Raw genomic sequence first — 14205 nt, 5'->3', positions numbered from 1 at the left:
TTGATACTCTCCCGTGGTGAAAACAAAAAGGCCACTTCCATAAAACAGAAGTGGCAACTACGGGGGATTATTATAGGTATTAGTGTTGTGGAGTTTTGCTCCCGAGAAGGTGAGAGCGATATTCTGTTATAAGCTGGCTCTATTCAATAGAACCCGCTTATTTATCCCGCGAGATTATTTTGTAGGGAACGTTTTGTAACGAACACCCATCATCTGTTCCATACAATGAACAACTTGGCAGCTGTAGCCGAATTCGTTGTCGTACCAAATGTACAGAACACAACGGTTATCTTGAGCAATCGTCGCCGCGCCATCAACGACACCAGCAAAACGAGAACCAACAAGGTCTGTTGATACGATTTCAGTAGATTCAGTGTAATCGATTTGGGCCGCTAGCTCAGAGGTCAGAGCGACTTCACGTAGGTAGTTGTTCAACTCTTCCTTGTTAGTCCCTTTTTCTAGGTTAAGGTTTGCAACAGCCATAGAGACGTTAGGAGTTGGTACTCGAATTGCGTTACCAGTTAGCTTACCTGCTAGTTCAGGTAGTGCTTTGGCAACCGCTTTCGCTGCACCCGTTTCAGTCAATACCATGTTTAGCGAAGCGCTACGACCACGGCGCTCTCCTGAGTGGAAATTGTCTATTAGGTTTTGGTCGTTAGTGAACGAGTGAACGGTTTCAATGTGACCAGAAGTGACAGTGTATTTATCATTGATCGCTTTTAGTACCGGAGTAATAGCGTTCGTTGTACAGCTCGCCGCAGAAATAATCGTGTCTTCAGGTTGAATAACGCTGTCGTTAACACCAAACACAACGTTCTTAATGTCGCCTTTGCCTGGAGCCGTCAGCAGAACTTTTTCTGCGCCGTTACACTCTAGGTGTTGGCTCAGACCTTCAGCATCACGCCATACACCTGTGTTATCAACAACGAGAGCGTTCTTGATGCCATAGCTGGTGTAATCAATTTCTTGTGGTTTGTTTGCGTAGATAAACTGGATAAAGTTGCCATTTGCAATGATTGCTTTGCGCTCTTCATCAACAATGATGCTGCCATTGAACTGACCGTGAACAGAATCACGACGTAGCAAGCTCGCGCGTTTTTCTAGATCGCCTTTTTTACCACCACGAACGACAACGGCTTTTAATCTTAGTGGGTAGCCTGGGCCGCTTTTCTCAACAAGTAGACGAGTAAGCAGACGGCCTATACGACCAAAGCCGTAAAGCACGACGTCACGTGGTTCCGTAACGCTCTTGCCATCCATAGCACCCATTAGAGAAGTGTGAAGGAAATCCTTTACTCCATGCTCATCATCTCGTCCTCTCCAGAACTCGTGCGCAAGCTGACCAACGTCGACACGACATGGTGACAGTTCCATTTCAGATAGCGCTTTAATCAGTGGAAGAGTTTGTTCTGGGGTAAGAGAAGTACCTGTGTAACGGCGTGCTAGACGGTGAGTTTTGATGATATCAATGGTTGCCGCGTTGACTAGTGTTTTACCGAAAAGTAAAACTTCTACGCCTTTCTGACGGTAAAGCTGACCAAGCAGGGGAGAAATAGATTCCGCAATCGTTTGGCTAGTTTGCCAGTCTAAAAGATGTTTCTCTGGACTCATGTTTCGTTTGGACCTTTCACGTTTTGGGGACTGACTCTACTTTGCTGTTGTAGGGGAGCAGGTAGAGATAAATAAACTATGTATTATTTTTGTAATTTTTATGCGGCAGGATTGTAAGGCCTAACATCTTATTCTGCTAGTAAAATTAATATGAGACCTAAAGGCTATAGATTGAGGGTGATTTGGCGAAAAATACTGTAATGAGTACGAGGGATCGCCTATTGACATTTTTAAAGGATGTGGCTTATTTCGTGATGAAAAATACTTGTCGCACATAAAATATGTAACAAGAATGCGACTTATCTCGTCTGTATGTGATCAAAGTTGATTAATACACTTAAAAGGTAAACGATACACCCGCGGAAACGACATCGACTTTAGACGCGAGCGGTTTGCTCGGATCTTGCAACTGAGTAAACTGTCCACTGATCACGTTTTGCTCTCCTGTGAACCGTTGCCATTCGAGAGATGTATTGATTTGTGGTGTCCAGTCATAACGAAATCCGGCTAAGTAGCTTTCGCTGGTTCTTGAAACCCGAGCCTGACTATATTGAATATAAGGTGTGGTTTTCCCCAAACTGTAATCTAGCCCCGCATACCTGTTAGCACTAATATCCTTGGTTAAGATAGCTTCTGCTTGAAAGTGCAACCACTGGCTAGCCATAACTCTTCTATTGCGATTCACAGCTTAGATTTGGTGCTTTCTGATTTGAGTTGGCTCTATTACTGGATGGAGAGAGAGGCTTGGCTGACTCAGGAAATCAACTGGTTCGGTTGGGTATACACAGATTATGCGGAGGAGTACTTTCGTATCAGTGAAAGGCAGCAGTTCTATTTGGACAAATTTATTAATCTCGGCGCGGACTCTGAGCAGATCGATGTGCTACTCGACATTTTGGCTAGCCGAGATTTTCAGCAAGGCCTGCTGGTTAAAGACCGACAACTGATTTTTTTCACCCAGCAGTTGCAAACCGAACTAAAACACGCCATCAGCAACGCGGAGCAAGCACTGTGGTTAATCGCAATTTTAGGCGTTACCATTTTTACTGTGATGTTTACCTGGGGATATAGCACCCTGATGCGAATCAACAGCGAGCTCAACCAAATCATAGAACAACAAAAAGAGTATGAACAAAAACTGGTAATGGCAAAAGAAGACGCTGAGGCAGCCAGCCGAGCAAAAAGTATCTTTCTTGCCAATATGTCCCATGAGATTCGCACGCCCCTAAACAGAATTATTGGCATGGCGGAAATACTCTCGGCTAGCCATCTATCGAGCAGCCAGAAAGAGATTTTGTCGGACATTGATACCTCGTCTCATGCCCTGCTAGTGCTGATCAACGATATTTTAGATTTGTCTAAGATTGAATCTGGAAACCTGATGCTATCAATTCACAGCGTCAGTTTACGAGAAATGGTGTTTGACACAATTAATATGATTAGTTCAAAAGCGCTAAAGCAGGACGTCGAATTGAAAGTTGAGTTCGCGGATGATCTTCCTAACCATATTGATATCGATGACTTTCGCTTTAAACAAGTTCTGATGGACTTGCTCAGTAATGCGGTGAAGTTCACCCAACAGGGATCGGTCAGTATTGAAGTGGCAGCACAGGAAGGGTTCCTCGTTTGTCATGTTGCTGACAGTGGGGTAGGCATTTCACAGGAAAAGCTGAGTGAAATTTTCAAGCCATTTACTCAAGAGGATGGCAGTATTACACGCCGATTATTGCCTTGACGGCTAGCGTATTGCCTGAAGAAATTCAGAATTGTTTTGGCGTTGGTATGGACGCTTATCTGCCTAAACCCTACAAATCACAACAATTGTTTGAGACCTTAGATTTTAATTAAGGTTGACCAAGTTCGCTCAATGGCAGCCAGTTCAACTTTACGCCGGCTTGCAAAAACATCTCTTGGCTTACGGTGATTTTGTCTCCCCAACGGGATAGAAAGTCAGCTGTTTGCTCAGGGCAGTGGACTGCGGAAATACCTGTCTGGATAATTTTAGCGGCGCAATTCGGGCAAGGAAAGTGAGTTACCCAGATTTCACATCCATCTAAATCACGTTTAGCAAACAAAATGGCGTTTTCTTCTGCGTGAAGCGTTTTCAAATATTTCATCTCTCGATCATCGGTCATCGCGCTATCGGAAATACCGTGCGGGTAGCCATTGAAACCCACAGAGACAATTCGGTTCTGTTTAGTAATAACGGCGCCAACCTGAGTAGACGGATCTTTACTCCAAGAGCCGACTAATTCCGCCATTTGGTAAAAACGTTGAGCCCACTTAGAAATCATTGAGTCTGTCCTCTAAAAGATATCGGCCTAGAATTGAACTAGGTTAATTGAGTTCTGTGATATTGATCTGGTCATAATATCCTAATTTAAGTGCAGTTAGTCCAGAAAAAAGCGCTGCTGTTTGGTGGATTCACTCTCGTACAAGGAGGCTTAGTGACCCAAGTCACTTTATCAAAATAGAAGAATGCAGTGATGCGCCTGTCACCTTGTGCGAGATCTCTCACGAGGTCGTGAGCATTGAGAGCTTGGTTGTTTGAGAAAAACAGTAAAGTTAATCGTAACTTATTAATATTAAGTGTTTTGTATGTTTCTTGAGCAAAGGAAAAGTTATCAAAAATGAAAATTTACCCGTTGTGAAAAAATACCGTTCGCTTAGTCTTAATTCGTCGGCAGGATGCAGACACGGAACAGGAAAGACCCAAGGATAGGTCATCTTCAGGAAGAAGATTCGATTATTCAGGATGAATAATTGGCATGGAAAGCGAAGGACACCGCTAGGAAGGCGATGATAAGGAAAGTGCTGAAGGATTCAGCGTACTATCAAGGAATAGATGCAGGGAGCACCTATTAGTAGCCGGATTGCTGCGAGTAAGAATAGACCCCACTAGGCGAAAGCTTAGTGGGGTTTTCTTAGCGTTTGAACGTCACGCTTTCAGTACTATCCAAATGTATTTCCGTTGTTGCAGGTTGAGTTTGTGCAATGATCTTACCTGCGCGTACAGAGTATCGAACAGGAACTTGGCGTCGGACGGCATCAAAACCATTCTCAGCAGGTAGAATCAGCAAGCTCCCAGGTTTATCGACTTCGATGCCATGCTTGTCGGTAATGTTCAGCGTACGTGCTGAGTTGGTGCTTATGAGATCTAAACTGTTGTTGATTTGCTCGTAACCCATCACCTGGCAAACATGCAGCCCCATGTGAAGCACTTGTAGCATATTCGCCGTGCCCAACGGATACCAAGGGTCAAATACATCATCGTGCCCAAAGCAGACATTGATATTGGCTGCCAGCATCTCCTTAACTCGCGTGACACCGCGACGCTTAGGGTAATCATCAAAGCGTCCTTGAAGATGAATATTGACCAAAGGATTCGCAACAAAGTTGATGCCAGACATACGCAGTAAACGGAACAGGCGAGAAGCGTAAGCACCGTTGTATGACCCCATAGCCGTGGTATGACTTGCCGTCACCTTGTGACCCATCTGATATTTATGCGCGAGCGCTGCTAAGGTTTCTACAAAGCGCGACTGTTCGTCATCAATTTCGTCACAGTGAACATCAATCAGGCAATCGTATTTTCGTGCTAACTCGAAGGCATAATGCAGAGATTCAATGCCATATTCGCGAGTGAACTCGAAATGAGGGATTGCGCCAATCACGTCGGCACCTAATTGTACTGCCTGTTCCATCAACTCTTTACCGTTTGGGTAGGAGAGTATTCCTTCTTGCGGAAAAGCGACGATTTGAATATCAACCCATGGTTTCATCTCTTCACGCAACTCAACCATCGCTTTTAGCGCAGTCAGTGTTGGATCTGATACGTCAACGTGGGTACGGACGTGTTGGACACCATTGGCAATTTGCCATTTCAGAGTCTGTTTAGCGCGTGTTTTGACATCGTCAATAGAAAGCAATTCTTTGCGCTCAGCCCAGCGTTCAATCCCCTCAAACAAAGTGCCTGAAATGTTCCAGTTAGGCTCACCTGCGGTTTGGGTGGTATCTAAGTGAATATGTGGTTCACAAAACGGCGCAACAGCTAATCCACCTTCTGCGTCGAGAAGATTTCCTTGGTAAGCCAAATCAGCATCGTTGTCTAAGATCTGCTTAAATTGACCGTCTTCAATCAGGATCTGCTTCAAACCCTCTTGGTCTGGTAGTGTTACGTTTTTGATCAATAGCGTTGTCATGATGCTTCCTTACGCTGCTTGTGTTTTCAGCGCGTATTTGTTGAATAGTGGGTTTAGAAGTGCGTAGCAAAGTGCACCGCCAAGTACAGCGTTTAGCGGTACTATTCCCGGAATAAATTTACCTGCCGCAACGCCAACGGCTACAGCAACAATACCAGCCCAGTTAACGGTTTTGAATTGGGCATTTGCAAAGTTTCCATAACGTTTACGGTTGATGATAAAGTCAGCAATGATTACGCCGCCAATTGGTGGGATTGCAGTCGATAAGAAGGTTAACCAGCCGACGAAGTTATTGTATAACCACAAAGCGAATATCGTTCCTACTATGCCGTTGACTATAGACATTATGGTGCTTGAACGGCCTGTAATGTTAGAGAAGCCTAGTCCCGATGCATATAGGGCGTTTTCATTGGTCGTCCAGATATTTAGACCCAGAACAATGATAGCCGGGATCAGTAATCCTTGCGCAATCATCACATCAGAAATGTCCGCTTGACCTGTTGCCGCCGCTCCTGCTGCACCAAAGATAAACATCAGTGAGTTACCAATAAAAAACGCCACCATGGTCACCAGTACCGCGCCAGCTGGCTTTTTACCAAAACGAACGAAATCGGCGGTCAAGGTACCAGCACTGATGAACGAACCTACTACCATTGCCAACGCCACTGAGAAGTCCATCGGGGTTTCAGGCTCAATAAGTTGCAGTTGTGCCAATCCGCCAACACTGTCTACTGCCATAGACACAGAGTAACTACCAAGGATAGCAATTGCGGGTACCGCAACCGCTGAAAGTACCATTAACGCTTTAATTCCGAAGTAAACCGTTACAGTCATTAACAGGCCAGAGATGATAATCAAGGTGTTGGTGTCAATTCCCGTTGCTTTATGAACTGGAATGGCAAACATGGCAACACCGACACCAAACCAGCCCACTTGAGTGCCACCTAATAGAGCGGATGGAAGCCATGAGCCTTTAGTACCAAATGAGAAACGTGCAAGAAGGTGAGTAGAGAGACCAGTAGAAGCGCCGATGTAGCCGAGAAAAGAAGTGTAAATGCCAAGAATGAGGTTACCAATTAGGACTGCGAGGAAGAAATCGTCAAATGAGAGCCCCGTACCAAGTGAACCGCCTGTCCACATACTTGCGGAGAAAAATGTCAGTCCCAACATGACCATGGTCAGTGAAGCAACGCCTTTTCTCGCTGTGTCCGGTACTGGTCCAAGACTGTAGTTATTGTCCGCAGCCATCTATAACCTCCGCAAATAGAATGATGATGAAAATTTGTCAGTATATTTTAGGTAAACGGCGCGTATTATGTTGATATTTAATTTGCTGTCAATTCTCTAGGTGATTTTTTTGAATAAATTCCTTATATGTTTATTTTAAGTACATTAAAAACAATGCGTTATTGGTTTTGTTTTTTTATGTTTATTTCACATTTAAGATGAATTTAGTTGAACTTAAATCTGATTAATTTCACACAAATATGAATTTTTTGTATAAGTTGCCATATATGGCATTCTGTAATTAGTGTTTGCTGGTGCTAGCCATTATCTTCAGATAAGCAAACGTTTTCTTATCATCGTTGCGCTTTGTTCTAATATGGGTGGTTAATTTTCGATCTTTGAGTGGTGTTAATGTTGGCTTGTTGGGTGGATTTGGTTTAAAGGTTAAAAAAAGAATGTTTCTGATGTAGAGAGCCGATGGTTTGAGTCAGTTCTTCATATAACAAAAAGGCCAATCTCAAGTTCGGAGATTGGCCGCTATAAATGTGAACAAATCAGGTTCACTAACAACGTCAGTTGGCTAGGTGACCCTCGGCTTAAAAAGGGTCAAGCATACTATCGCAGTATATGTGCCAGTTTTAATAGCGACTAATTGCGCTAAAACGGCGGGTATTTGCAGATATTTACGCTTTCTTTTTGCATATTGAAATTGCAAAATGCAACTAATATCATATTTGCTAATTCTGCCTTTACAGCATGACCAAACTCGCTGTGCCAAGAAAAGCAAAGAAGCCAACGACGTCCGTGACTGTGGTGAGGATTACAGAGCCCGCAAGAGCGGGATCCAACTTAAGTTTATCCAGTGCGATTGGAATCAGCACCCCGAACATAGCAGCGGTAATAATGTTGACTATGATGGCTAAGGCGATCGTTGCCCCGAGGATTGATGATTGAAACCATAAGCCAGCAATCGCGCCGATGATCAATGCCCACAGCAGTCCGTTGATCGAACCAATGCCAATTTCATTTTTAAGTAGCGCCCAACGGTTACCCGTTGTGATCTGGTTAAGAGCCATAGCGCGGATCATCAGGGTAAGGGTTTGGCTACCTGCGATACCGCCCATTGAGGCAACAATCGGCATTAGAACCGCTAATGCCACGACTTGGGCGATGACATCTTCAAACAACCCGATGGTGACAGAGGCTAAAATCGCCGTCATTAGGTTGATACCAAGCCAAACCCCACGTTTCTGTGAGCTCTTTACAACTGGAGCGAACAGGTCATCGCCTTCGTCCATACCGGTACCGGCCATTAATCGCGCTTCGTAGATTTCACGTTGGCTGCTTAGAGCAAATTGCCAATCTATTTCACCAACCAGCAATTGTGATTCGTCAGTAACGGGCATAACGGGTAGAGGGGAGTGCTCCAAAGCATCGATACTTTCCGCCAAACTCAGCTTAGCACTGAGGGGCACGATATTGTCTAATGCGAGATTTTTCAGTCTCTCAACAGGATCGGCACGGAGTAGATCAATGTAACTTACCATGCCACGAAACTGTTTAGCTTTATTGATTAAGTAGATTTTTTGCGGTGCATCATAGCTGTATCGCTCCATCAACCCTTTCGCTTTTTCGACCGAAATACTAAAAGGTAATGTCACCACTTTACGTTCTGCCCAACGACCTAATTCATCGTCTTGGTACTGGTTTGCTTGGTCGTAGAGCTCAAGTTCGTCTTTCTCGATTAACTGCAAGGCTTCATTAATGATCTCTTCAGGAAGAGAATCGGCCCATTCGATAAGCGATAAGTTGTCGAGTTTTGCTAGAGTTAGCTTCAACTCGGTTTCAGAAAGCTGGTCGATAATAGAATGACGTACTTCAGCACGGGCATCGGTCAATGCATCGATATGAAGTTCAAGAGGGAGACTGCGCCATAAACGCACACGATCCTCTAGGGGAAAGGCTTCAAGAACCAGTGCAATAGAGCCGGAATCTAAACCAAGTTCGATCGCGTTATTAAGAATGCTAATCTGATCGGCTTCATCTGCTTGCGCGATCTGCGCAATAAGGGTGGAGAGATCTTGGAACTGGCTCACTAACTACCTCGTTGTTTATACGGAGATTCTGTTTATCACGGTAGTTGAAATTAGCAGAAAAACAATACACTAGCGAGTCACAGACAATAGTTTGAGCATTGGATTGAGGTTGAGTGGACGTTTTTAAGCCATATTAATCGCTGGTGAACCAAATACCGCCAGACGGGCTGGCGGTATATTTGTGTCCTTGCAGTGGTTAAATGGAATAGAAGTAGTAAAGTTGCGATTTCATGCGGATGATAATTCCGCGAATTGCATCCAAAAACGCCATGAATCCAATCGGTTTTTCACCGCTCACCCACGCCAAGCCGACTGAACCAACAGGTATATCGTAGCCTTGACCTTCTTCAATCTTCAGACGCACAAAGTGGTGCTTGTTTTGCAAGTTATTTCCCGTTGTCGTGCGCACGGATTGGTCCATACCTAATAAGTTACCCTGTGCTTCACCAGTGGCTTCAACAATACCTTCTACTTGAGCTGAGAAAATCTTACCAGGGTAGACTGAAGAGGCAAATTCAGCCGGCTGACCCGGTTTGACATTGCGGATAGCCTGATGATTAACCCGCATTAATACGTATTTCTCATTGGTGTACATTTGGAGGCGAGGCATCATAGAGACGCGCTGACCTTCTCGCAGAATAAAGTTCGTCACGAATCCATCCGCCGGAGCATAGACTTTGGTGCTGTCTAAGTCCCATTGAGCTTTCGCCAGTTGTTCGCTTGCGGTTTTCCAATCCGCTTGGCGGCTCTGAACCGTAAGTTCTGACTTGGTAATCGCCAACTTTGCTTTATCTGCCGCGACTTTCTTACTGCTTAACTCAGACTCAATCGTTGCGATGTTATGTCGAGCTTTTTCAACGGTGGTTTGCTGCTTATCGATATCACTGGCAGTAATGGTATTTTTTACCACACGGTTCTGCTCTTGGTACCGTTTAAGCATTTTCTGTTGCAACTCGTAGTCTGCTTTGGCTGAGGCTAAGCGACTTTGAGTCGTCTTAACGTCCTGCAACATCGAGGTGTACGTTGCTTTTGCAATGGCAATGTCTTCAATCGAAACTTGATGAGCCACTTGTGCTGCTTCTTCGGCCACTTTGGCCTGATTGAACGCAATCTGGTACTGGGTAGGATCAATCTCGTAAATAAGTTGTCCTTTGTGTACTTGTTGATTAGGTTCAATGTAGATTTTGTCTACTTTGCCCGTAACATTGGTTGAATCAGGGCGCAGTTGAATATGAGGAGATTGAACAACAGAACCACCGGATAAGTCCATTGGTGTGAAGTTGATTAAGCCAACCCAAACAAACATTAGCCAGGATACCCCACCTAGATAGGCGAATGTTTTCGTTGCCTTGTTCCAAGGCATACCGATCAAACGCAATAGATAGATAAACAGTGACCATACTGCTAAGCCTTCTAACATTACGCTTCCTCCTGATCGTTGTTGACTTTTGGTGCATGGCGCCAAGTATCACGAAGGTTGATGATGGCTTTTTCCACATCAACGAATGCAAGAATGACAGCGAGAACCCAAACCCAGTGCCAGATAAAACCAATCCAAGTGAGTGCAGTTATTAATCCTATTTGATGATGCTCTTTACTGTGGGCTTTATTGATTGGTAATTCGTGGAATTTCCAAAATCCAAATAGTGCGGCAGAGATAGTGCCTACAAGCACAACAGTAGCGACGACGTGCAAGATGGTATCGGCGCTGGTTCCAACGAACGGGACACTTAGTAAACTCATTCAAGGCTCCAATATAATAGCGGAGCTTGATTGTGATCTAGATTTGAAAGTTGGTAGACATTGTGACACATTGAGTCAAATATCACTTCAAAATGAATGGATCTGTCAGTGAAGAAAGTTAGATTTATCCGTGCTATCGGGATTATGAACATCCACCATGAAGCACGTAGACGCTACAACATTGGATCTGGTGAGCTGGGTATTCCTGAGGATATCTTCAATAATCCGATGACCTTGGTCCCCATCTCTGTGGTCAATGAATGGTACTCGAGACTTGAGCGTCTGACTGGCAACCCTGATGTGATTCTGGATCTTGCGCGGGATCATGAAGTTTCTCGTGCTGGAGCGATTAGTCATTGGTTGTTGTCAGGTTCCGACTTTGCCTCAACCATTCGTCGTCTTAACTATGGGTTGAGCAGCCTGCAAAATGGCGCTTTCCTTTCTGCGTCCATCAGCGGTTCCATCATCAAATGGTCATATCGAAATCCGCATGTTGAACCGAGTTGTAAAGCTCACGACAGTATTCGAATGGCGATGATTCTGGTCAAAGTAATGCGTATGTATCTTGGCGACGACTTTGCACCCTTACGGGTCAGGTTGTCAGGGATACGCAAAGACCACAGTAAGTATGTCACCTATTTTGGCTGTGACGTCGATTGGAGCCACTCATGTACGGAAATATGGTTCCATTCTGATTTACGTTTGGTATCCAAGCAGCAAAGCCAGATACAGAAAGGGCGTTTAGCGATGAATTTCGCTGACCTCGATGAGTTATTGAACATGCCCGATCCTGAAGATGAAGTCAAAGTCATCTATGAGGTCATCAATTATAGCCGTTACTACGGTTTGCCGACTCTTGAGCATGTTAGCTCCTTATTAGCTATGTCGCCCCAACAGCTTCAAAGAGCATTGAGAAAACTGGGCATGAACTTTTCAACGGTATGTGGCTATGTGCTGAGCAATATCGCTGTCTCTATGCTGGCTAAAGGGGTGGACACGGATACCGTGGCGAGACGATTAGGTTATCAAAATACCGCGAGCTTTAATCGGATGTTTAAGAAAAATCGCGGGATGACGCCCAGCCAATACATACAGCATTTTGCTTTGGATGGGCAGAGAGTGAATTAAGTCTCCTCGTGCCAACGAGAACCATAGGCCTGACTGTAATCAGGGAGGTGCTGATGCTTGGAATCACTGGCGGCCGTTAGGGGACCAACAACGGTTCGATAGGGTAGGTAGCCTGCAAAAGTGTTTAGTGAGAGATCGCTCTGATCGTCGTTTACCTCACCACAACTGATCTTCACTGACGCTTCTGTCAAAGGAATAGCGAGTAGCATGGTGGCGTTTAACTCTTTAGTGCTACTTAAACGGACATCCTGTGTACGTTGTGGCGCGATTTGCTCAATAAAGTGATTGAGCAATCTGTCTTTGTCACTCAGATCTTCAATCGGAGTAAACTGGCCCAATACAACCGCGCTGCGATAGTGAGCGCTGTGGTGAAATGCACTTCTTGCCAATACCCAACCGTCAAACAGAGTGAAGGTCAAACATGTCTGAGTTCCACTTTTTAAATTGCGCAATAAGCGGCTATTGTGAGCGCCATGGATGTAGACATAGTCGTCAACACGCCAAGCGAGCATTGGGATCACGTAGGGTTGATCCTGAGTGGTAATCGCAATATGTGCGACCAGTGATTCATCGATGATGTCGTACAAAGCTTGCCTGTCGCTGACGGCTTTATGCGCCCCTTTCTTAATTTCAGTTCGGCTGGTGGTCGATAACATGACTCTCTCCTCGATAACGGTTTGATTTATCGTTAATGTAGCTTTAGATTGGATCTTAATTTAGAGCCAGTTTTAGATAATGGATGGATCCACTTTATGGCGTTGATTGATATTGGCGACTTGCAACTTGATGACAAGACGACCACCAAACAAACCGCGTTGTTTGAGGCGATTCGCAACAAGATAGTCGCGCAGTTATGGGGTAAAGGCTTAAAGCTTCCCTCGACGAGAAAACTGGCACAAGAGCTCAATCTGAGTCGAAACACCGTGATACACGCCTATGAACAGCTTCACGCAGAAGGCTATTTAGAAAGTCGCATCGGGTCAGGCTACTTCGTCGCACTTGAACTGCCCGATCAGTTTGTTGCCACCTCTGTGGCGCGGGCCGAACCTCAGTGTGTGACCACCTCTTCGATTAATAATCAAGCGTTTGCTCCCGGAGTTCCTGATTTGGCTCAATTCCCTCAGCAGAAATGGCAAAGGCTACTCATGCGTCACTTAGGTCGAGCCTCGTTATTAGGAGGGCAAGAGGTGCAAGGAGATATGGCGTTGCGTCAGGCGCTATCTAGCTATCTGGCATCAAGTCGCTCCGTGGTTTGTCAGCCCAGTCGGATCATTATTACATCTGGTGCTCAGCAGGCTTTGGCCATTGCCGCGTTGTTAACTAAGCAGCAGGACTCAGGTGTGTTAATGGAACAGCCTGGTTATACACAAATGGCTAAAGTACTCAAACTGTTCAACTTAGCGTTGCTTGAAGCGACAGTGACAGAAAAAAATGGCCTCGATTTAGAGAGGGTCGAGCAAAGCGAAGCACGGGTGATTTATGTGACACCCAGTAATCAATATCCAATGGGGACAACGCTCGATATCAATCAAAGACTCAGGTTGATTGAGTGGGCGCAGCAGAGGCTGGGGTGGATCATTGAAGATGATTACGACAGTGAGTTCCAGTTTGCTCATCGTCCTTACCCAAGTTTACAGGGATTGGCGGCAAAAACCGGTTATGACGATCATGTGATTTATGTTGGCTCTTTGAGCAAAGTGATGTTTAACGGCTTGAGGCTCGGCTACCTTGTGGTTCCGGAATCGCAGGTTAAGAAGGCGTTGATGATTAAAGATGCGCTAACAGGGGACTCGCCCACTCATGCCCAAGCGGCTCTCGCAGACTTTATCTCAGAAGGCGATCTTATCCGCCATATTCGCAAGATGCGCCGTTTGTATAAGCTAAAGCATCAACGAATGCTTGAAATGATCACGCTCTATTTCGCGGATAAGGTTGAAGTCATCAGCCAAGCGGCAGGTTTACACATTACCCTTAAATGGCGAGGTTATGTTGATGAACAGCAGTGGACGGACTTAGCGAAACAACGTGGAATCGTGATTCGTCCTTTGAGCTATTATGAACATACTAGTCAAACTCAACGAGACTGGTCTGGTGCAGTACTTGGTTTTGGAAACGTTGCGTTAAACGAGATAGAAATGCACATTCAAACGCTTGCCGAGTTGTTTGAATCGTGATGATATGAAGCAAAGTAAACATCA

The 14205-nt window shown here is 45.0% G+C and carries 12 protein-coding genes; 3 read left to right on the top strand and 9 right to left on the bottom strand.

The window, feature by feature from the left end; translation table 11 throughout:
• Positions 1-174: 174 nt before the first annotated feature.
• Positions 175-1611 carry a glyceraldehyde-3-phosphate dehydrogenase gene (locus tag QTN95_RS10750; protein WP_331417480.1) on the bottom strand — a complete coding sequence of 479 codons (1437 nt, stop codon included), beginning with the start codon at positions 1609-1611 and terminating at the stop codon, positions 175-177.
• A gap of 337 nt (positions 1612-1948) precedes the next feature.
• Positions 1949-2275 (bottom strand): hypothetical protein, encoded by a 327-nt coding sequence (locus tag QTN95_RS10745; protein ID WP_331417479.1) that lies wholly within the window; start codon positions 2273-2275, stop codon positions 1949-1951.
• On the opposite strand from QTN95_RS10745, the gene QTN95_RS10740 reads away from it, so the two are divergent.
• Positions 2255-3346, top strand: coding sequence for a sensor histidine kinase (locus tag QTN95_RS10740; RefSeq protein WP_331417502.1), 1092 nt, complete (start codon positions 2255-2257; stop codon positions 3344-3346). The two genes, QTN95_RS10745 and QTN95_RS10740, sit on opposite strands and share 21 nt — an antisense overlap.
• 109 nt (positions 3347-3455) lie before the next feature.
• Here QTN95_RS10740 and QTN95_RS10735 read toward each other — a convergent pair whose 3' ends face one another.
• The 6 genes from QTN95_RS10735 to QTN95_RS10710 form a co-directional block, all read right to left on the bottom strand.
• Complete coding sequence (locus QTN95_RS10735) at positions 3456-3905, bottom strand: dCMP deaminase family protein (protein ID WP_331417478.1); 450 nt, start codon at positions 3903-3905, stop codon at positions 3456-3458.
• Between the two features lie 630 nt (positions 3906-4535).
• Entirely contained in the window at positions 4536-5813 is a 1278-nt protein-coding gene (locus QTN95_RS10730) for a cytosine deaminase (protein ID WP_331417477.1), read from the bottom strand.
• A 9-nt stretch (positions 5814-5822) separates the two neighbouring features.
• Complete coding sequence (gene codB, locus QTN95_RS10725) at positions 5823-7061, bottom strand: cytosine permease (protein ID WP_331417476.1); 1239 nt, start codon at positions 7059-7061, stop codon at positions 5823-5825.
• A gap of 728 nt (positions 7062-7789) precedes the next feature.
• Complete coding sequence (locus QTN95_RS10720) at positions 7790-9136, bottom strand: magnesium transporter (RefSeq protein WP_331417475.1); 1347 nt, start codon at positions 9134-9136, stop codon at positions 7790-7792.
• A 196-nt stretch (positions 9137-9332) separates the two neighbouring features.
• Positions 9333-10556, bottom strand: coding sequence for an HlyD family secretion protein (locus QTN95_RS10715; RefSeq protein ID WP_331417474.1), 1224 nt, complete (start codon positions 10554-10556; stop codon positions 9333-9335).
• A complete protein-coding gene (locus QTN95_RS10710; protein ID WP_331417473.1) occupies positions 10556-10879 on the bottom strand; it encodes an MFS transporter in 324 nt (107 codons plus the stop codon). Before QTN95_RS10710 ends, QTN95_RS10715 begins: the two co-directional genes overlap by 1 nt.
• 108 nt (positions 10880-10987) lie before the next feature.
• Between QTN95_RS10710 and QTN95_RS10705 the strand changes: the two genes are divergently transcribed.
• On the top strand, positions 10988-12007 hold the full coding sequence (locus QTN95_RS10705) for an AraC family transcriptional regulator ligand-binding domain-containing protein (protein ID WP_331417472.1): 1020 nt from the start codon (positions 10988-10990) through the stop codon (positions 12005-12007).
• On the opposite strand, the gene QTN95_RS10700 is transcribed toward QTN95_RS10705, so the two are convergent.
• The gene (locus QTN95_RS10700) at positions 12004-12663 is read right to left on the bottom strand and encodes a pyridoxamine 5'-phosphate oxidase family protein (protein WP_331417471.1); all 660 of its coding nucleotides are present in this window, start codon (positions 12661-12663) and stop codon (positions 12004-12006) included. The genes QTN95_RS10705 and QTN95_RS10700 overlap by 4 nt on opposite strands.
• A 96-nt stretch (positions 12664-12759) precedes the next feature.
• On the opposite strand from QTN95_RS10700, the gene pdxR reads away from it, so the two are divergent.
• Positions 12760-14181 carry a MocR-like pyridoxine biosynthesis transcription factor PdxR gene (pdxR, locus tag QTN95_RS10695; RefSeq protein WP_331417470.1) on the top strand — a complete coding sequence of 474 codons (1422 nt, stop codon included), beginning with the start codon at positions 12760-12762 and terminating at the stop codon, positions 14179-14181.
• Positions 14182-14205: the final 24 nt, after the last annotated feature.

Origin of the sequence: Vibrio sp. M260112, from assembly GCF_036533775.1 — a bacterium.
In the GTDB taxonomy this organism is placed as follows: domain Bacteria; phylum Pseudomonadota; class Gammaproteobacteria; order Enterobacterales; family Vibrionaceae; genus Vibrio.
Note: the sequence above shows the minus strand (reverse complement) of the source record. Positions and strands in the feature narration are given on the sequence as shown.